Here is a 19,722-nt window from a genome sequence, read left to right on the forward strand (position 1 = left end):
GTTGCAACACCGCTAATTTGAACTCGGCGCTGTAGTGGCTGAACTTTTTCTGCAGGCCGCTCAGACCATGCTGTTCATAGCTTTTGACCCAACGCCTAACGATGGCATGGTCAAGGCCGTATTGTTTAGCCAGCCTCTTATAACCGTGTTGTCCTTCTACATAGCTTTGCACTACTAATAGCTTAAATGCTTCATTGTATTTCGCCATGAAAAACACCCCAATCGTTGGATGAGTGTCCAACTTTTGGGGTGCAGTTCAAAATGGGCGGCGTTTATGTTTCTACGTCAAGTGAAACCCGAGCTACTTATATACTCTTATACTCTGACTGGCTGGGGAACCTTACACAGCGCGTTGTAGTGCAGCCAATAGCGATGCATCGCGCCGGTAGATATCCGAGCGGAACTCCACCTCTCCCTGTGCATTAGGCCATGCGGTCAAATAGTGCAGCGCGACAGGAATTCGCTGGGGCAAGTTCACGTTACGATCACTGCCACCGCTATTTAATAGCGTGCTGAGCTGGTAGCGGCTGCCGCTATCCTGAAGCAGCATTTGGGCGAATTCGCGCACCCCTTCCACACGTACGCAGCCTGAGCTCAATGCCCGTTGATCACGTTGAAAGAGCCCTTGTGCCGGGGTGTCGTGCAGATAGATCATATCGTTATTGGGAAAGCGCACCACCACTCGTCCCAAAGGATTACCACCACCCGCTACCTGGCGAAGCATAACGCCACCGGGGCGCTGCCAATCGACCTCAGCGGGGTCCAGCTGCGCGCCAGCCATATTAATCACCTGCATATTATGCTGGGCTAAATAGTCGGTGTTCTGGCGTACCCGGGGCAGAACATCTTCACGCATGATGGTAGGCGGAATCGTCCAACTGGGATTGATCGTCAGATGGCTGATAGATGAGTGGATAATAGGCGTTTCGCGGCGCGGCGACCCGACGACCACCCGGGCATTCCACTGCTGACCGTTTGGCCGGATATAGTGCAGCTGATAACCTGCAATATCCACCCAAACCCGCGGTTCACTAGCCTGCATGGGGCCGATCCAGCGGGCTCGCTCCAGATTGACCCGCAGTTGATCCACCCGGGAGGTGGCGGGCGCATTAAGCGCCAGGCGCGTTTGCTCACCAACGACGCCGTCTTCTTTAAGCTGATGGCGGCGCTGAAAACGCTTTACCGCCGCTTCAAGCTCAGCATCAAAAGCTCGCTTATCGCTTCCTGCCACCTGCACACCGATCATCGGGTAGGCGCTGCTATCCGCTGCGAGCAGGCCGGTTTCACCCCAGAGTGTCAGGCGCTGGCGCAGTGTGGTCACGTCATCGTCGACATCACCCGGGCGCAGAGACTCCTCCCGCGCGCCAAGGTAGGGCGCACTGCCCAGGGTAGCGATATGCCGATACTGGCTTAACGCCTCACGTAGCTGCTGATACTCGCTAGAAGCTGGTCGCGCCAGACTAAACGCACGTTCCAAATCCTGATCATCAACCGCGTGAGTGACTCTCAAGAGCGAGTAGCGCCGCTCAGGACGCGCAACGTCCCAGTTGGGTTCAACATCTCGAGGGTTAACCTTGCCACGTTCCAGATGATCAAGCGCCAGCAGCAGCGCCTGGGTTGCCTGAATATCGAAAGCTGCCTGAGCAGACTCCCCGGCATTCTGGCTATTCTGAAAAGCGCTCATCAATCTGTCAGCACGGTAGTCCGCAGGGTTCAAGCCATCGTTTTCAAGGCTATTAAGTGCAGCAACCAATGCTTCTACTGCCGATTCACTCTGCCAAGCCAACGTTTCGTTGCGTAATTGATAAAATTCTTCAACCGGCAACTGCTTCTGGCTGCCCGTCTGACCCTGCTGAGTAAGTGCTTGTTGAAGCGGCTCATTGGCCGCATACGCCGGCGTTATTCCGAAGGGGATTTGGGACAGCGTCAGACCTAGAGCGGCCCCTATCGCCCATTGTCTTAGTGACTGCATCTCGTTCATCGCCCTCTCCTTGCGTTACTATAAGTTCCCATTCGCGGCATGCTTACTTTTATCATAGCCGTTTACTTGTTTTCGTCATCGATATCGTCGGCAGGACTACTCCGTATGGTAACCCGTTTACGCTCTCTCTCTTTATTATGTTGCTTACCTTTCGCGTTAATTAGCCTACCTCTTCAAGCCAACAGTTTCTTTGCAAGCGTAGCGTCCACACCTCCTCCCGGCGTATCATCGCTTCAGCACCAGCTCTTGCAGCTCGCTCCTTCCGCCACGCCAGAAGCCATACGCCTTGCCGCCCAGGCGCTTAACTGTGCGAATCCCAATGCCGAGCGGTTCGCGGTTATTGACTACTCCCTTCCATCGACCGAGCCGCGGATGTGGGTATTTGATCTACACCAACACAAACTGCTGTTTGAAGAACTGGTTTCCCACGGCCAAGGGTCGGGTGATGCTTACGCCGAAGCGTTCTCCAATACCCCCGAGAGCCATCAGTCAAGTCTTGGCCTGTTTCGCACCATGAACAGCTACTATGGGCGCAACGGCTATTCGCTGAGGCTCAATGGGCTTGAGCCCGATGTAAATGACTTGGCCTATGAGCGCGCTATCGTGATTCATGGGGCGGATTACGTCAGCGATGACTTTATTGCTCAAACCGGCCGCCTGGGCCGCAGCCATGGCTGCCCGGCGGTGCGCCAGGATATTACCTACCCGCTCATCGATAGCCTGCGTGAAGATCAGTATGTGTTTGCCTATTACCCGGATAAGGAGTGGCTCGCCACCTCAAACTTCCTGCGCTGCAACACGGTGAATTCAACCCACTTGGCGCAGCGTTGATAGGTTCTTAGGCTAAGCAGGCGTTGTTATGCCATGCTAAGTGGCGATGCAGCATGGCATAAGCTTACTAACGTATGAGGCCTTATGACTCAAGTAAAGAAGCTAGACCTGGCTCTACAAGGTGGTGGCGCCCACGGCGCTTACTCGTGGGGCGTGATCGACCGACTGCTTGAAGATGATCGTATCGAAATTGAAGGCATTAGCGGCACCAGTGCTGGCGCCATGAATGGGGTGGTCATGGCGGATGCCCTCACCCGGGGCGACAAGCCGTTAGCCAGACGGGCACTCAAGGATTTTTGGCAAGCCGTCAGTCGCGCCGGCATGGCAAGCCCAGTACGTAGGTCCCCCATGGATATCTGGACCGGCAACTGGAGCCTTGACCATTCGCCGGGCTATATCGCGATGGATATCATGACGCGCCTGGTATCGCCTTATCAATTCAACCCGCTTAACGTTAACCCGCTGCGTGAGATCGTCGCCGAACACATCGATTTTGAGCGCGTGCGTCAGTGCGATCAGCTCAAACTGTTTGTGGCGGCCACTAACGTACGCACCGGCAAGCAACGCGTCTTTCGCCGCGAAGAGATGAGCCTGGATGCGGTGATGGCTTCTGCCTGTTTACCCCTAATGTTCCAAGCCGTAGAAATTGATGGTGAGGCTTACTGGGACGGTGGCTATATGGGCAACCCGGCGCTCTTCCCGCTGATGGAGGAGTGCAGCTCGCGGGATATCCTGCTGGTACAGATCAACCCTATCAGCCGGGATACGGTGCCTACTTCTGCCTCGTCGATTCTAAACCGCTTAAACGAAATTACCTTTAACGCGGCGCTGATTAAAGAAATACGCATGATTGCGCTGTTACAGCACGCACTTGAAGAACAGGGCATTAACAACTGCTATCAGCAAGCCCTGTTTCATCGTATTAGCGGTGAGCAGGCGCTGGAAGATCTTTCTGTCTCCAGCAAGCTGAACTCTGAGTGGGTATTTCTTTCCCATCTTTTCGAGCAAGGACGGGCAGCCGCCCAGCGCTGGCTGGATGAGCACTTTGAGGCGATTGGCAATCACTCAACGCTGGATATCGACTCCGTTTATCTGAACGAATAAACGGCACTAATGTGACGCATGCCGCTCCTGGCATGCTCGCCAATGGCGCATCCTCTCCATCCCCTTCTTGTACTCCTTTTTATTCAAACTTATAACCAATTGATAAAAATAATAAAAAACCCATATGGCGAAATAATTGCTTAACAAGACTTTGTGGTGGTAGGCGTAGACCAGGCCCAGCAGGGTACGAGTGCGTCGAGCCTGACCTTCAATGGCGAAGGCATGTTCTCGTAAATACGCGACGCGATAGAGCGACTCGGCGTTGCGTGATGCTCAACTGGTTTAAGATCCCGTGAGGCCATCCCATGGACATACGCAATAAAGCCAACCGTATTCGCCTACTCAATTTCTCAACCCCTCAGATGCGTGCCTTTCATCTGTCGTGGTTTGCTTTTCATATCTGTTTTTTTGGCTGGTTCGGCATCGCGCCGCTGATGGCGATCGTGCGTGAAGACCTTTCGCTGACCCAGACTCAAATCGGTAATACGATTATCGCTTCCGTCGCGATTACCGTTATCGTGCGGCTATTAATCGGGCTACTGTGTGACCGGCTAGGGCCGCGTAAAACCTACACTGGCCTGCTGGTTTTAGGCTCCATTCCCGTTATGAGTATCGGCTTTGCCGATAGTTTTGAAAGCTTTTTCCTGGCGCGCCTGGCAATTGGCGCAATTGGCGCTTCGTTTGTCATCACCCAGTACCACACCACCATGATGTTTGCGCCTAATGTGGTGGGCACGGCCAATGCGACTAGCGCGGGCTGGGGCAACTTAGGCGGCGGTACAACGCAAATCCTGATGCCGCTTATATTCTCCGGAATGTTAATGCTGGGCGTTAATGAAGCGCTCGGCTGGCGCCTTGCCATGGTAGTGCCGGGTGTGGTGCTGTTAATTACCGGCATCGGCTACTGGTTTCTCACCCAGGATGCACCGGACGGTAATTTTAGCGATCTGCGCGCACGGGGTGAGCTGCCGGAAGCCACCAAGGAGTATGGCGCGCTACAAAGCTTCCTCTCCGCGGCGAAAGATATCCGCGTGTGGGCACTATTTGTCGTTTACGGGCTGTGCTTTGGCGTTGAACTTACGATCAACAATATTGCAGCCATCTACTTTTTTGATCATTTCAACTTAAGCTTGGCAACCGCTGGGTTAATCGCCGGGCTGTTTGGATTGATGAATATATTTGCCCGTACGCTGGGCGGTGTTTTCTCAGACTTATTCGCCAAGCAGGGGGGCTTGAAGGGTCGCGTGCGCTGGCTGTTTATTGCCTTGATCTGCGAAGGCATTGCACTGATCGCATTTTCTCAAATGCATATCTTGAGTCTTGCCATTGGCATCATGCTGGTCTTTAGCCTGTTCGTTCAAATGGCTGAAGGAGCAACGTTTGGCGTGGTGCCGTTTATCAACAAAAAAGCCCTGGGTGCCGTGGCGGGTATTGTGGGTGCCGGTGGTAATGTGGGCGCCGTCTCGGCGGCGTTTTTGTTTCGTAGCGAAAACTTAAGCTACCAGCAAGGACTGTTTTATCTGGGGCTGACCGTACTGGTACTCGCCTCATGCGTACTGGCCGTGCGCTTTAGCGATACAACAGAAGCGCAGGAAGCCAGCGCCTACCGTGATGCCGTGGGCGACGATACCGGCGCGGGGACTCTTTCATTACGTTAAAACCCGGCACTATGCTAAACCAAGATCTTTCATCCCCGGTGGCGGCAGCCCCGGGGAGATAGATCAAGGCGGCGAGTAAAAGGAAAATCACTATGTCATCTGCCCAGCAGCTACTCTTAACCGCCATTCGTTGTGATATCGACAACCTGACGCATTTAGCGACAACCTCGGAAATTGTCGCCGACATTAGCCGCTTTATTCACGTACTCCAGCGTGAGCGTGGCACCTCGACCATCTATCTTGCCTCTCAAGGCTCACGCTTTAAAACCCGCCGCCGTGACTATCTAAAACATAGCCAGGAAGCTGAAATACTCATGCGCAAGCGTCTGGAGGCGCTGACCCAGGAAGCACGCCCTCAGGGTACAGCACGCTTATTGCGGCGTATCGCAGCCGTTTGGAACGCCTTGGACGATTTAGCTGCCTTGCGCAACGCCATTGATGTCTTGGCGATCTCCCCCGATGCCGCAACCCAAGCCTTTAACCATTTAATCGGCGGTTTACTGGCGATTGTTTTCGAAGCCGCAGACACCTCCGACGACCCGGAGATTACCCGCACCCTTGTGGCGATCTTCCACCTGATGCAAGGCAAGGAACTCGCGGGCCAGGAGCGGGCCTGCGGTGCGTTTGGCTTTACTCAAGGCCACTTTGATAAAACGCATCGCCAGTTACTCGGCCAGCTGGTCGAGGATCAGCAGCGCTGCTTTGATACCTTCGTTGAGTTTGCCACGCCAGAAGCTGAACTTGCCTGGCAGCAGGCGGTTTCAACCAGTACCTTGACCGGCATTCACCAATTGCGTGAGGCTGCCTGCCAGCCCACCTCTCAACACGTTACCACCAATGCTCTGGGTGAAACGTGGTACGAGCTAACCACGCTGCGCATTGATGCGCTCAAAATCGTCGAAGACGCTTTAAGTACCCAGCTAGCGGCGCTTTGCTATCGCAAAATAGCCCAGGCGAAAGCCGCGCTTGAACACGCTAAAGCCAAACCCCAGCCCCATACGCCCGCCCCTTGTGAGCAATTACTCGCACTTAGCCCTACACAGCCACTGGGAGACTTAACCGCCAGCGCGTTGACCTCACCGCTTGGACGGTCATTGATTGAGCTCACTCAGGCGCAGTCAAGCCGTTTACAAGGGTTGAGCGATGAGCTGGAGAATACCCGCAAGGCACTGCGCGAACGCAAGCTGATAGAGCGCGCTAAAGGCTTGATCATGGCGCACCAATCCATGACGGAAGAAGAGGCCTACCGCTTTCTGCGCAAGACCTCTATGGATCAAAGCAAAAGCATGGCGGATATGGCGCAGACTATTCTTGACCTCTCTTCAATACTCAAAAAAGCCTAGTTGCGCCCGTAGGTTTCGTCGCCAAAAACGCCGACGGTTTGCAAGGTAGCGTTGTATTAGCCATTCTGAAAACTCCTGTTTATGGCTTAGCAAGGAGTGCCAACCATGCAACACGGCGTATTATTGATTACCGGTGCCTCAAGCGGTATTGGCGCAGCCACGGCAAGAGCCGCCGCGCGCGAAGGCTACCAGCTTGTACTCGCCGCCCGTTCAGCCGACAAATTAGCCGCACTTGCCCATGAATTCGGGCCTGAAAACGTACTCACCTGCGTAGTTGATGTTACCGATATGGATCAGCAGCAGGCGATGATCGATCAGACGCTTGAAACCTTTGGTCGCCTGGACGCGGTGTTTGCCAATGCCGGACAAGGCGGCTCGCCAGGCGGATTTAGCGGCGCCGACCACACCGTCTGGCGCGACATGATTATGACTAATATTTATGGTGTGGGCCTTACCCTTCAGGCAAGCCTTCCGGCACTTAAACGTAGCAAAGGCCATGTCCTGATGACGGGCTCTGCCGCCGGCCGAACCACCATTCCAGGCTCCATGTACAGTGCCACCAAATGGGCGGTTACGGGGATTGGCTATAACCTTCGTGAAGAGTTGCGGGGTAGCGGAATGCGCGTCACACTTATTGAGCCCGGCATGGTCGATACGCCGTTCTTTGATGAATCGCCCGAATACTCGCTGGAAGACCGCGACATCGCCAATGCCGTTATCTATGCGCTCGCGCAACCCGCCCACGTCGACGTAAATGAAATTTTAATTCGCCCTACCCCGCCGATTGAGTAGACGAGCAAGCATATTCAGCAGCCAGCGTGGCTGCTCCTTGTATTTTGTCGGCGTAGCCCGCATAACACACTACTACCAAGCGTGCTAATGATTGTAAGCCGCGTGCCTTTCCATTGCGTACGCGCCTTGGTCTTTCAAACGCACCCCACGTTTTCAATAGTAGGTGAATTATGAGCCAGCTTTCTTCGACAGCGCTTTCCGTTCTCGACCTTGCTCCGATACGCCAAGGCGGAAGCGCTGCTGAAACGTTTCGTGATAGCGTTTCTCTCGCTCAGCGAACCGAACAGTTGGGCTATACCCGCTACTGGCTTGCCGAACATCACAACATTGCCGGAATCGCCAGCGCGGCAACTTCGGTATTAATTGGCCATGTAGCGGGCCAGACCTCCACCATTCGGGTGGGTAGTGGCGGGATTATGCTGCCCAATCATCCGCCGCTGGTCATCGCCGAGCAGTTTGGCACGCTGGAAACTCTTTATCCTGGCCGAATCGATCTGGGCTTAGGCCGTGCGCCCGGCTCTGACGGCGCGACCATGCGCGCTATGCGGCGCAGCATGCATGCGGGCGTGGACGACTTCCCCGAGCAGTTAAGCGAGCTGCGCCGCTACCTGGCAGACGCCGAGCCCGGCCAGCAGGTTAAAGCAGTGCCCGGTCAGGGAACCAACGTGCCTATTTGGCTGTTGGGTTCAAGCGGTTATAGCGCTCAGTTGGCGGCCAAGCTTGGCCTTCCCTTCGCCTTTGCCGCGCAGTTCGCCCCCGGCTACTTGTTTGAAGCCCTACGCCTATATCGCGATAACTTCCGCCCGTCTGAACATCTGGAAAAACCTCATGCCATGGTAGGTTTACCGGTTATCGCTGCTGAAAACGATGCGCTGGCGCACTACCTTGCGACCACGGCTCAGCAGAAGTTTCTAAATCTTATTCGTGGCAAACCGACCCAGTCGCTGCCCCCAGTAGAACAGTTGGACTGGTCGGCCATGGAGCAGGCGCAGGTAAGCCAGTTTTTAGGCGCAGCGATTATCGGCGGCCCAGAAACGGTCAAAGCAGAATTGACGGCTTTCCAGGAGCGTACCGGTGCGGATGAGCTGATGATTAATAGCGACTTTTATAATCATGCTGACCGTCTGCGCAGCTATGAGATTGTTGCAGAGGCTGCGCGGTGAGCGCAAAGCTAGACGCAAAAGGTACGTTATGGGGCTTTAAGCGAATGGCCCCGCTTTCCCTGTTCGTGGTTGCGTTTGGCTTAGCGTTTGGCGTTGCCGCTATTCAACATGGCTTAAGCAGCTGGGAAACGCTGTTGATGAGCAGCCTGGTGTTCGCGGGCACCGCTCAGTTTGCGGCACTGGAACTGTGGGGGCCTACCATTCCGCTCACAGCGCTTATTGCCACCACGTTTGCCATTAACGCCCGTCACTTATTGATGGGCGCTTCGCTTTACCCCTGGCTGCGCCACCTTCCCTCAGGCCAGCGTTATGCCTGCCTTGGGATGATGAGTGACTCCAACTGGGCCATGGCGGCAGCTGACCATCAGCGAGGAGAAACCAATGTCGGCGTTCTTTTTGGCGGCGGTATTGCCTTATGGCTCTCCTGGGTGCTGGGCACGCTGCTGGGGGTCGCGTTTGGTAGCGGGATCAGCCAGCCCGAACGCTTTGGATTAGACGTCATCATGGGCTGTTTCTTACTTTCCATGCTGGTCGGCGGTAAAAACAAACCGTCGCTTACGATGCTACTTCCCTGGGGCGTGGCTGGCGTGGCCGCGCTGCTCGCGCTTTATTATTTGCCGCCCAACGCTCACGTTATTGTGGGTGCGCTGGCGGGTGGTTTGGCGGGCATGCTATTGCCCCAAGCGAATCAACAAAAAGGACAATAGGCGTGCCGCTAACCCCAGCCACTGCGCTACTTGCTATCGTTATCATGGCACTGGTGACGTTTACCACCCGTATCGGTGGCTCGATTATCATGTCACGTATCCCCATCGGCCCTAAGGTAGAGCGATTCATCAACGCTATGGCGGGGTCCGTTCTGGTCGCGGTTATTGTACCGTTAGCAGCCCAGGGAGACTGGGGCGCTCGGCTTGGTCTGCTCGCCACGTTAGGCGCCATGCTGATACTGCATAAGCCGCTCGTAGCGATTGCTGCGGGAATGGCCACCGCTGCGTTATGGCGCTTATTATCATAGCGGTTAACGCTGCCCTACTTATTTCCATCAGGTACTGGCTATGTCATCAAATACGATGTCTTCAAATACTATGCCTTCAAATACAATGTCTTCAAATAATGCGTCTTCCCTCACGTTCACGCCGATGACTCAAGATGACTTCGTTATCTTCTGGCCGACCTTTCAGGCCATTATTGCGGATCAGCAGACCTACGCGATTGACCCTGATATCAGCTACGATGCGGCCTATCAGCTCTGGTGCCAAGCGCCCAAAGCCACCTATGTGGTTAAAGATGCAGCAGGCGAATTAGTCGGTAGCTACTACTTAAAAGCCAATGCAGCCGGCCCCGGCGATCATATCTGTAACTGCGGCTATATGGTGACCGCTGCCGCTCGCGGTAAAGGCGTTGCACGGGCGATGTGCGAGCATTCTCAACAGATAGCCCAAACGCATGGGTTTAAGGCCATGCAGTTCAACGCCGTAGTGAGTACCAATGAGGTAGCCGTGGCGCTCTGGCAACGGTTAGGGTTCAGCATTGTGGGTACAGTGCCCAACGCTTACCGGCATGCGACACAAGGGCTCGTGAATACGCATATCATGTATAAACTTCTTTAATTTCTTTCTACTTCCTCAACTCCTTCCGCTTCGCGCCGATACTATAGCCACCACAATGAGCCTCCCCCCTTGCTCATTGTGGTGTGACTGCCCCTTCTTATAAGCCCTTGCTTCCCCTCGAACGAATGAGAATTACCTTGATGAAAGATTTATCTGTGAAATATGCCCTAGCTGGTGCATTAGGTTTGCTAATTACGATGTTGGTGTTGGTAGCAACACTTGGCATCCAAGCAGAGAAAAGAGCCGTAACAAGCCTAAACGAGCTGGATGAAGTAGCTGCCCGTCAAGTAGCGTTTATCACGCAAACCGAAGTTAACTTGATGCAGGTTTGGGTGCGCCTTGAACGTCTTGATACTTATACCGAACGTGGTGAAACCGCTTTAGCCCAAAGATCATTAGAGTTGGCAAACGCTTCTTTAAAGCTAGCTGATACACGTCTAGATGCGTTTTTGGCTATCCGCGTCCCCAGCGACTCACCCCGCGCGCCGTTAGTTTCCACTATTGAATCTGAATACCATCGCTTGATTAGCGACTCCTTCAGACGCGATCTTGAGACGAGGGATATTACTTCTTTAATGGCACACCGTGACCGCTTTAGCGAACAGATTGAGGCTTTTACCAGCGGTGTACGCGATTTCAACTATAATGCTCAAGATTTGGCGGAAGCCACTGTTTTAAAAGCTCATTCGCGCAGCCAGCGCAATATGTTTATTAGTATTGGGTTAATTACTATCGCACTTATGGTCTATATCGCTGTGCAGGTAGGCATTAACCGTATCATCGTTCGACCGCTACAACGTGCTGTCGCACTATGTGAAAACATCGCTCAAGGAAATTTAACGAATGCTATCGAATCGCGTGGTCGTAATGAGATAGGCCGCCTTTATAGCGCGATGAACGATATGCAGGCACAGCTACAAAAGATGATAGAAACGCTTGGCCAAAGCAGCAGCGCTGTAGCCTCAAGCTCAAAGGAAATTGCCAGCGGCAGCCAGGACCTAGCTTCTCGCACAGAGCAGCAGGCAGCGGCGCTTCAGCAAACGGCAGCGAGTATGGATGAGATTTCATCCATCGTGCGGCAAAATGCCGACACGGCTTCTCAAGCGGAACAGTTAACAGTTAACGCCGCCAGTAAAGCTGAACAAGGCCAAACCGAAGCTCAGCGGTCGGGCCAGTGGATGCAGGAACTCGAGAAGGACTCCCATAAGGTTCACGACATCGTTCAGGTGATCGACTCTATCGCTTTTCAGACCAATATTCTTGCGTTAAACGCCTCAGTGGAAGCTGCCCGTGCGGGCGAGCATGGCCGTGGCTTTGCCGTCGTCGCCAGCGAAGTTCGCTCATTGGCGACCAAGACGTCCAACTCATCGAAAGAAATACGCACCATGATTGAGGATATTGCCCAGCGTATTGCTGAAGGGGCTAATCAGGCCATGCACAACGGTGAAAGCATGGGTGAGATTAATACAGCTATCCGCCATGTCACCGATATGATGCAGGAGCTGTCGCTGGCTGCCAAAGAACAGGACTCGGGTATTAACCAAATTAGCACTGCCATTGCACAAATGGACTCGGCGACTCAGGAAAACGTGTCGTTAGTAGAGGAGACCAGCACGGCGTCGGCGTCACTTGAAGATGAAGCTAGCCGCTTGGCGGAGCTTGTGAGCGCGTTTAAATTACCTCACTCAAGCCAGACGCAATCAGCACCATTAAAATCAGCCCGCCCTTTGCCAGCCAGCAGAACCTCGCTGCCTAGTAAGCGTGCCTCTGCCGAACCTGAGTGGGAAGCTTTTTAATACACCGTTATTTTCAGTTATCGGGCAGCATTCGCTGCCCGATGCGTTGCCAATCGCGTATCATGGCTCGCCCTTGCCATCGGCAAATTCAGACGATGGCAGTTAAACCTGCACGCAAAGCCCACTATGAAACCTGCTTTTTTCAAACCGCTATTTGCATGGATATTTATCGCCCTGTTGGGCATGATTGTGCTGCTGGGCCTACTGCACTTAAAAAACGGGCACTCGCCAGGGCCTCAGCTAACGTTCTCCAAAGAAAGCACCACCCACCTAACTAACGCTACCCGCCAAGCAAATATTCATTTAATGGAAGTACGCCAGCGGTTGGCACGCTTAAGTAGCGATATTGACCAAGCAGCAACGACATTGAGCCAGACGCGGGACAACCTTGAGCATGCAAGCCAGGCGGTTCAAGAACTCGATTTACCGTCCCACTCTGCACAGCGCCCTTTGATTGACGCGATGCTTGACACTTATAAACGCCTGATAGACAACCCACTGCAACGCTATTTAGATCATTTCCAGACTTTTCGAAATGCAACCAACGCGCACCTTTCCGCTGTTAGCAAGACCATGGTTAACGTCGACCGGAACGTGCTTGAATGGGCAAACCAGTTAACCAGCAGCGAACAGAAAGACAGCAGGATAGTATTAATGACAGTGGCCCTGCTCATTGCCTTAGCGGGAGCCCTTTATATTGCGTTTAAAGGCGCAATCCATGTATTTGTAGTAAGACCTCTTCAACGTGCTGCCCAAGCCCAGAATAATGTCCTCAATGACAGCCCGGCTCTTAGCTTTGAAGAGTATGGCGATAACACAGCAGGGTATGGCTATAGCGCGGTAAACGACAGGCAGCCGACGTTAGCTGCTAAAGAGCAAGCACCAGACAGCACTCACATAAGCGCCAGATTCAGCCCCATATTGCTGGAAGAGATCAGCACGTCGACGGCGGCTCCTCGCGATCACGCATACCCTTCTGAGCGCTTCAGCACTCCTGCGCCCTCAGCCCAGCCTAGAATGCTTGAGCGCGAGTGTTAAATAAGCGACGAGCAGAGCGCTGCCGTATTAGGGGTTTTTAGCAGAAGAGGCGCGTTGCGCTAACGCTTCCTGAAGGTAGCGCTCCGCTTCACTACTTCCCATAGCCGTTAAATGTGCGACGTTGCGTTCAGGAATTACCGACGTGTCGCCATAAAACTCGATGGCCTTTTCGACACTCGCTTCGCGCAGTAAATGCACCATCGCGTAGGGCGAGCGGTTGGTATAGTTCGAGGCATCGTCAGGCTCGGCGTCTTCAAAACAGTAATCAGGATGGAAGGTAGCTAGCTGGTAAACACCTTCGTAGCCCTGCTCGGCCAAGATGCTTTCGGCCAGTTCCACATAATCCAGGTAGTGATCAAAATGCTTGAACAGTGTGGGGAAAACCAGCAGCGTGGTTTCCGTTTCCGGGTGCTCATCCAGCCACTGCACTTCCACCATGAGTTCTTCTAACGCAACTTCAAGTTTTTTGGAGCGCACGACTTCCACACGGATAGAGGCGCGTTCCACTTCACGCTGAGCAAACGGACATACGTTTTGCGCCACAATAAAATTGCGCACCCAGCTCATCGTTTGCTCGATTACGTCGTTATCTGAATATTGCATTACTCTTTTTTACACCCGCTCGATCGCATGTTTGATGGGCGCCAGTGTACACCTATCGTTATCATTAAACTCAAGCGCTGCTCAGCACTGATTGGGCGCCCCTTCACCATGCTGGGTAAACCGCTGAAGCGCCACATCATAGGATTTGCGAATATGTTCATCCAGAAGCTTGCGCGCCGCTTTCACATCGCGCTTCAAGGCAAGCTCCACCAACTCATGGTGCTGCTGGTCCAGTTCCTGGCGAATCACCGGCATTTTAGGACCCAGCCGGCGGTAACGATCAAATTGATCATGCAGCTGCTCAATAAAGCGGAGTAGCCATACGGAGCCACATGGGGCTACCAGCGTACGATGAAACTGGGTATGCAACCGCTCCCATTCATCGTCCTTATCCAGCGTCATATCGGCACATTTCAGGCGGTGTTCCGCCGCCAGCAGCTCCGCTTCCCAAGCGGCGTCCCCATGGGCGATGGCCTGTTCAAAGGCCATGCTTTCAAGTGACAAGCGCGTCTGCGCTATATCATCCAGCTCGCGATGGGAAAGCGTTGGTACTCGAAAGCCACGCTGGTTTTCCTGAAGGAGCAACCCATAGGCCGCCAGCTTGTTTAACGCCTCCCGTAGAGGGCTAAGGCCTACCTGGTACTGCTCTTTGAGCGCATTGATGGCAAGTTTTTCACCCGCCGCGAAGCGTCCGTTCACTAGATCCTTGCGTAAGGTATCGTAAATACGACTTGATGCCGTACTTGCTGAAGGCTGAATATATTGATTCATGGTAGGGTCCTTTCATCCACCGTTACGTACGCACTACTTATTCAGTGTTGACGCCTCTAAGTACTCTCGCCTATATTCTACGCCAGATAAATAATCGATTTTTTTAATATAAACGATAAAAAGTGAAAAAATATGTTTTTCCAACTAATTTCCTATAGCGTATTTTGCCAATGAAACAGACAGCACTGTTCTGGGCCTTCTTTCGGGTCGGCATTTTCGGCTTTGGTGGTGGTCCTTCGATGATACCGCTAGTGCATGCCGAAGTGGTCGCCCGTTACAAGTGGCTTACCGACGAAGAGTTTGCCGATATATTGGCCATTGGCAATACCCTGCCCGGCCCGATTGCCACCAAGATGCCCGGTTACATCGGCTATCGAGTGGGCGGCCCCTTGGGCTGCGCCGTTGCCGTTACGGCGGTCATTCTACCCATGATCGCGGCGATGATCGTCATGCTGGGCATTTTCAGCCGCTACCGCGATGTTGCGTGGATTCGCGGCATGGGGCAAGCCGTGGTGCCTGTGGTCATGATCATGATGGGCCAACTGGCCTGGGACTTCTTTGATAAATCGCAAAAGGCGCTGGGCTGGCTGGTCAGTGGTGTGATGGCCATCGTTTCCGGGGCGCTGATTTACTGGCTGGGCGTTCACCCGGGCTTCATTATCGGCGCGATTCTGCTGGCCGCGTTTATCCCCTACTCCAAATTCAAGAAAGCGGAGCGCTCGGCATGATCTACTGGGAGCTTTTCCTGGCGTTTTTCATTCCCAATATCGTGGGTTACGGCGGCGGCCCGGCCATCATTCCCTTGATCGAAGCCGAGGTCGTTGGCCGTTACGGCTGGATGACCTCGCAGACGTTTGCCGAAACCCTGGCGCTCGGCAACGCGTTGCCAAGCCCCATTGCCACCAAGATGGCCGGCTACGTAGGCTATGAAGTGGCGGGTATTGGCGGCGCCTTTGTAGCGGTTGCAGCCACGGTGGTGCCTTCGCTTTTGCTGATGATTGCCGCGCTGGGGCTTTTGTATCGCCACCGCGAGTCCCCCCAGGTCAAGCGTATGAGCCAGTGGGTGCGCCCGGTGATAGCCATGATGATGGCCTGGCTGACGCTGGGCTTTCTGCTCGAAGGCGTCAACGGTGCAGGCTGGCTGCATACGGTGATCATTGGCGTGGTAGCCGCGATCGCGCTGGTGCGCTTCAAGATCCACCCAGCCTTCGTGGTCATGGCGGCCCTTGTGTACGGCGCCTTTGTCATTGCCTGACCCACTCTGCTGTTCCCTTCTGACTGTCGGCCATTTCCCCCGGCAGTCAGACTAGCTATCCACGCCTTTCCATCGCATCATGGCACTCCTTTTTTCTGGATGCCGCTCAGCCACGCCATGCAACCGCCTTCGCCCCACTCAAGCTCCTCACCGCTTAGCGGTTTTTTCAGTGTTTTTCGCTACAGCCAGCGCGCCCTTGGCCTGGTGTGGGAAACCTCACGCTGGATGATGTTTGGCCTGGCCTTATGCACACTGGTGGCAGGCGTACTGCCCGCCGTTGCCGCCTGGGTGGGCCAGCTGATTGTCGACGGCGTGGTCAGCGCCATGGCGGCACATCAAGCGGCAGATGATCCTGATCTACTGACGTCCATCACGCCGGTGTTGAAGCTGGTGGGGGTTGAAGCACTGATTATCGGCCTCATTGCCCTCGCCCAGCGCGGGCTTTCCGCCCAGCAGGCACTCCTACGCGCGCTGCTGGGGCAAAAGGTCAACGTGATGATTCTGGAAAAGGCCGGGACACTCTCGCTTGGCCAGTTCGAAGACTCCGAGCTATATGACCAGCTCACCCGCGCCCGCCGTGAAGCCTCGACACGCCCCCTTGCCCTGGTCAATAAAACCTTTGGTCTGATGCAGAACGCCATTTCGCTCGGCAGCTTCAGCGTTCTGCTGATTCAGTTTTCGCCCTGGGCGCTGCTGATACTCGCGGTGGGCGCACTGCCGGTATTTATCTCGGAGGCCAAGTTTTCCGGCGACGCCTTTCGCCTGTTCCGCCGCCGTTCACCGGAAACGCGTATGCAGGGCTACTTGGAAACCGTGCTGGCGCGTGAAGACAGCATCAAGGAGGTCAAGCTGTTCGGTCTCGAAGGGCTGTTTCTACAGCGTTACCGGGATATCTTTACCCGCCTGTTTGCCGAAGACCGCCTTCTGACGCTGCACCGGGAAGGCTGGGGGTTCGTGCTGGGCCTGCTCGGCACGCTGACATTTTACGCCGCTTACGCCTGGGTGGTGATTGAAACCATCGCCGGTGCGCTGACCCTGGGCCAGATGACCATGTACCTGATGGTATTCAAGCAGGGCCAGTCGGCGCTTTCGGCAAGCCTCACCGCGATCAGCGGCATGTATGAAGACAACCTTTACTTATCCAACCTCTACGAGTACCTGGAGCAGCCTACTCAACCTGAAGGCGGCAGCCTGACACAGGGTGAGAGCGCAGGCGACGGGCTGCGCTTCGAGGACGTCAGCTTTGCCTACCCAGGCGGTAAACAGGTACTGCAGAATATCTCCCTGCACCTGGCGCCCGGGCAGAGCCTTGCGCTGGTGGGCGAAAACGGCTCGGGCAAGACAACCCTGATCAAGCTTTTAACGCGGCTTTATCAACCCACCCACGGGCGTATTCTGCTGGATGGCAGCGACCTGCGCGACTGGGAAACCGGCGCGTTGCGAAAGCGTATCGGGGTCATTTTTCAGGATTTCGTGCGCTACCAGCTGCAGGTAGGCGAAAACCTGGGTGTGGGCGACATTCAGGCATTTAATGATCAAACGCGCTGGCAGCAAGCGGCCCATAACGGCATGGCCGATAGCTTTATCAAACGTATGCCCCAAGGCTATAACACCCAATTGGGCCGCTGGTTTAAAGATGGACAGGAACTTTCCGGCGGGCAGTGGCAAAAGATAGCGCTCTCCCGCGCCTACATGCGCGAAGAGGCCGATATTCTGGTGCTGGACGAGCCGACCGCCGCGATGGACGCTGCTGCTGAAGCCGATGTATTTACCCGCTTTCGCGAACATAGCCGCGATAAAATGACCATTCTCATCTCGCATCGCTTCTCGACGGTGCGCAGTGCAGATCTTATCCTGGTCATTGATCAAGGCGAGATTATTGAACGCGGCACTCATGAAGGGCTACTCGCGATCAATGGCCGCTACGCCCATTTATTTCACCTGCAGGCGAAAGGCTATCGCTAAGTAAAACTTGCAGTTTTTTTATCAATAGGTTAAAACAAAGAGGTTGCCTTCATCAGGCAACCTCTTTGTTTTAACTGGCTATATTACTCGAGAAACTATCATGCGCTGGCAAAACCGCGTCACACGATCCAATAAAATACTCCACGTTATGCATAACGTGGCGAGTACTTATTGTCATCGTGCGCCAGAGTAAGTTAGTCATCACTGGCCGCGACGATCTCGCGGCCAGCCTCAGTTAAAAGCACTTCTCTTAACTTTCTGACCGCAAGTCTGTCCGGCCTCCCAACTTATGGAGACCGACCCCATGGCAATCATCATTACCCGCAAACTACTTACGATCTTAAAACAGCGCCGCACTCAGCGTCGCCTATATACAGACATTCGCTTACACGATCCTCGCCTGCTTAACGATATCGGCTTACGCTGGGAGCAAGGCCAACTTGTTTCTATTCATGGTGTAGAAGAAGCGGCCACCCGCACACAGCGTCACCAAGCTGAAACACGTGATGCCTATGAAACGTGTCCCCACTGCGGGAGCCAGTTGACATAGCCAACGCCCCGGTCACAGGAAGTGGCTGGGGCGTTTTGATAGAGAAATACAGAAGTATTGCCAAAACGCCTGATCAAGCGGCTTGGCGATACCCCCGCTGGGCCTTGCGCCCTTTACGGGAGTAGCTGCCTTTACCTCTTTTGGGCGTTTGCTGCTGCATCTTGAACATGGGCGTGCGTAGCTGGGCTTTGAGCGCGTTGTCGCGAATCTTTTGCTTCATGGAACCTTTCCTGTAAAGCGGAGTTATACAACTTGTATATAAAAGCGGTGCCTGCTGAAACAGGCACCGTTAAGACATTATGAGATGCCTAACGTTCCTAGGCACTCATTTAAAATCACTCATCCCATTTAGGTGCAAAGTCAGGGTTGGCGATGCGCTCCTTGCGATCAAGCTTGGCAATATCGGCCATTTCGCTGTCGCTTAGCACAAGATCAAACGCGGCAATATTGCTTTGAATGTTACGTGCCTTGGTGGATGAGGGAATCGTGATCATGTTGCGCTGATTAACCCAGGCCAGGGCAATTTGCGCAGGCGTTACGCTATGCGCATCCGCGATCTGCTTGAGCGTGGCATCGTCCATTACCTTGCCCACCGCCAGCGGCATAAAGGCCGTTACCTGAATGCCATGATGCTCACAGCGCTCAACCAGCTTGCGGTTTTGCAGGAAAGGATGCACTTCAATCTGATTAGTGAGGATTTCGCCTTTACCCAAAATCTCCACCGCTTTATCAAGCTGTTCAATAGTGAAGTTGGATACGCCGATATGGCGCGCCTTACCCAGTGCCTTCACTTCCTTGAGAGCAGTCAGATAGTCTTGCATCGGCACTTCGTTATCCGGCGATGGCCAATGGATCAGCAGCAGGTCAACGTAATCGGTGCCAAACTTTTCGAGGCTTTCATCAACGCTCTCTTTCAAGCGCTGCGGCGCCAGGTTGTCGTGCCACACCTTGGTGGTCAGAAAGATGTCGCCACGCCGCACGCTGCTGTCACGAATCGCTTCGCCAACACCCTTCTCGTTACCGTAAAACTGGGCGGTGTCGATATGACGGTAGCCTGCTTCAAGCGCCGCATGGATGCTCTCTTTAAGCGTATCGCCTTCCAGGCGAAAGGTACCGAAACCCGGGTTAGGCATAACCTTTTGCATCATTAACATCCTTTTCTATTGATAGCGTGTTAATTAACATGGGGCAGCCACCGCATGACTTCAACCACCCATTCAAAAAAGCCCATACCAAGTTTGGCGCCATAAGCGATAGAATTA

At 54.1% G+C, this 19,722-nt stretch carries 21 protein-coding genes; 15 read left to right on the forward strand and 6 right to left on the reverse strand.

Features of this window, described 5'->3' with window-relative positions:
* Both D467_RS0112350 and D467_RS0112355 read right to left on the reverse strand, forming a co-directional pair.
* Positions 1-208, reverse strand: a 208-nt coding sequence (locus tag D467_RS0112350) for a transposase (protein ID WP_018917830.1), incomplete at its 3' end; no start/stop codon positions are given.
* Between the two features lie 132 nt (positions 209-340).
* Positions 341-1,981, reverse strand: coding sequence for a L,D-transpeptidase family protein (locus D467_RS0112355; protein WP_018917831.1), 1,641 nt, complete (start codon positions 1,979-1,981; stop codon positions 341-343).
* A gap of 105 nt (positions 1,982-2,086) precedes the next feature.
* Between D467_RS0112355 and D467_RS0112360 the strand changes: the two genes are divergently transcribed.
* The 11 genes from D467_RS0112360 (at position 2,087) to D467_RS0112410 (ending at position 13,316) form a co-directional block, all read left to right on the forward strand.
* Positions 2,087-2,812: a murein L,D-transpeptidase catalytic domain family protein gene (locus tag D467_RS0112360; protein ID WP_018917832.1), complete on the forward strand. Its 726-nt coding sequence runs from the start codon at positions 2,087-2,089 to the stop codon at positions 2,810-2,812.
* A gap of 84 nt (positions 2,813-2,896) precedes the next feature.
* On the forward strand, positions 2,897-3,916 hold the full coding sequence (locus D467_RS0112365; RefSeq protein WP_018917833.1) for a patatin-like phospholipase family protein: 1,020 nt from the start codon (positions 2,897-2,899) through the stop codon (positions 3,914-3,916).
* Positions 3,917-4,221: 305 nt separating this feature from the next.
* Positions 4,222-5,574: an MFS transporter gene (locus D467_RS0112370; RefSeq protein WP_018917834.1), complete on the forward strand. Its 1,353-nt coding sequence runs from the start codon at positions 4,222-4,224 to the stop codon at positions 5,572-5,574.
* A 92-nt stretch (positions 5,575-5,666) separates the two neighbouring features.
* Positions 5,667-6,917, forward strand: coding sequence for a nitrate regulatory protein (locus D467_RS0112375; RefSeq protein WP_018917835.1), 1,251 nt, complete (start codon positions 5,667-5,669; stop codon positions 6,915-6,917).
* 105 nt (positions 6,918-7,022) lie between these two features.
* Complete coding sequence (locus D467_RS0112380; protein WP_018917836.1) at positions 7,023-7,709, forward strand: SDR family oxidoreductase; 687 nt, start codon at positions 7,023-7,025, stop codon at positions 7,707-7,709.
* Between the two features lie 170 nt (positions 7,710-7,879).
* A complete protein-coding gene (locus tag D467_RS0112385; protein WP_018917837.1) occupies positions 7,880-8,872 on the forward strand; it encodes an LLM class flavin-dependent oxidoreductase in 993 nt (330 codons plus the stop codon).
* 44 nt (positions 8,873-8,916) lie between these two features.
* Positions 8,917-9,579, forward strand: coding sequence for an AzlC family ABC transporter permease (locus D467_RS0112390; protein ID WP_081621241.1), 663 nt, complete (start codon positions 8,917-8,919; stop codon positions 9,577-9,579).
* Positions 9,580-9,581: 2 nt separating this feature from the next.
* Positions 9,582-9,887: an AzlD family protein gene (locus tag D467_RS0112395; protein ID WP_018917839.1), complete on the forward strand. Its 306-nt coding sequence runs from the start codon at positions 9,582-9,584 to the stop codon at positions 9,885-9,887.
* A gap of 124 nt (positions 9,888-10,011) precedes the next feature.
* On the forward strand, positions 10,012-10,482 hold the full coding sequence (locus D467_RS0112400; protein WP_018917840.1) for a GNAT family N-acetyltransferase: 471 nt from the start codon (positions 10,012-10,014) through the stop codon (positions 10,480-10,482).
* A 140-nt stretch (positions 10,483-10,622) separates the two neighbouring features.
* Positions 10,623-12,278, forward strand: a complete 1,656-nt coding sequence (locus D467_RS0112405) for a methyl-accepting chemotaxis protein (protein ID WP_018917841.1) — start codon at positions 10,623-10,625, stop codon at positions 12,276-12,278.
* A gap of 126 nt (positions 12,279-12,404) precedes the next feature.
* On the forward strand, positions 12,405-13,316 hold the full coding sequence (locus tag D467_RS0112410; RefSeq protein WP_018917842.1) for a hypothetical protein: 912 nt from the start codon (positions 12,405-12,407) through the stop codon (positions 13,314-13,316).
* A gap of 27 nt (positions 13,317-13,343) precedes the next feature.
* Here D467_RS0112410 and D467_RS0112415 read toward each other — a convergent pair whose 3' ends face one another.
* Together D467_RS0112415 and D467_RS0112420 are read right to left on the reverse strand one after the other, a co-directional pair.
* Positions 13,344-13,919, reverse strand: a complete 576-nt coding sequence (locus D467_RS0112415) for a DUF1415 domain-containing protein (RefSeq protein ID WP_018917843.1) — start codon at positions 13,917-13,919, stop codon at positions 13,344-13,346.
* An 81-nt stretch (positions 13,920-14,000) separates the two neighbouring features.
* Entirely contained in the window at positions 14,001-14,690 is a 690-nt protein-coding gene (locus D467_RS0112420; RefSeq protein ID WP_018917844.1) for a GntR family transcriptional regulator, read from the reverse strand.
* A gap of 170 nt (positions 14,691-14,860) precedes the next feature.
* Here D467_RS0112420 and D467_RS0112425 point away from each other — a divergent pair, with 170 nt between their 5' ends.
* From D467_RS0112425 to D467_RS0112440, 4 genes are all read left to right on the forward strand, one after another.
* Positions 14,861-15,418 carry a chromate transporter gene (locus tag D467_RS0112425; RefSeq protein ID WP_018917845.1) on the forward strand — a complete coding sequence of 186 codons (558 nt, stop codon included), beginning with the start codon at positions 14,861-14,863 and terminating at the stop codon, positions 15,416-15,418.
* On the forward strand, positions 15,415-15,945 hold the full coding sequence (locus D467_RS0112430) for a chromate transporter (RefSeq protein ID WP_018917846.1): 531 nt from the start codon (positions 15,415-15,417) through the stop codon (positions 15,943-15,945). Before D467_RS0112425 ends, D467_RS0112430 begins: the two co-directional genes overlap by 4 nt.
* 117 nt (positions 15,946-16,062) lie before the next feature.
* Positions 16,063-17,910, forward strand: a complete 1,848-nt coding sequence (locus tag D467_RS0112435; RefSeq protein WP_051081742.1) for an ABC transporter ATP-binding protein — start codon at positions 16,063-16,065, stop codon at positions 17,908-17,910.
* Positions 17,911-18,214: 304 nt separating this feature from the next.
* Positions 18,215-18,460, forward strand: a complete 246-nt coding sequence (locus tag D467_RS0112440) for a hypothetical protein (RefSeq protein ID WP_018917848.1) — start codon at positions 18,215-18,217, stop codon at positions 18,458-18,460.
* Positions 18,461-18,533: 73 nt separating this feature from the next.
* Here the strand turns inward: D467_RS0112440 and arfA are convergent, their stop codons facing one another.
* Positions 18,534-18,680, reverse strand: a complete 147-nt coding sequence (gene arfA / locus D467_RS19715; RefSeq protein ID WP_018917849.1) for an alternative ribosome rescue factor ArfA — start codon at positions 18,678-18,680, stop codon at positions 18,534-18,536.
* 115 nt (positions 18,681-18,795) lie between these two features.
* Positions 18,796-19,614, reverse strand: a complete 819-nt coding sequence (gene dkgB, locus D467_RS0112450) for a 2,5-didehydrogluconate reductase DkgB (protein ID WP_026285746.1) — start codon at positions 19,612-19,614, stop codon at positions 18,796-18,798.
* Positions 19,615-19,722: the final 108 nt, after the last annotated feature.

This window comes from Vreelandella zhanjiangensis DSM 21076 (assembly GCF_000377665.1).
Classification (GTDB): domain Bacteria; phylum Pseudomonadota; class Gammaproteobacteria; order Pseudomonadales; family Halomonadaceae; genus Vreelandella; species Vreelandella zhanjiangensis.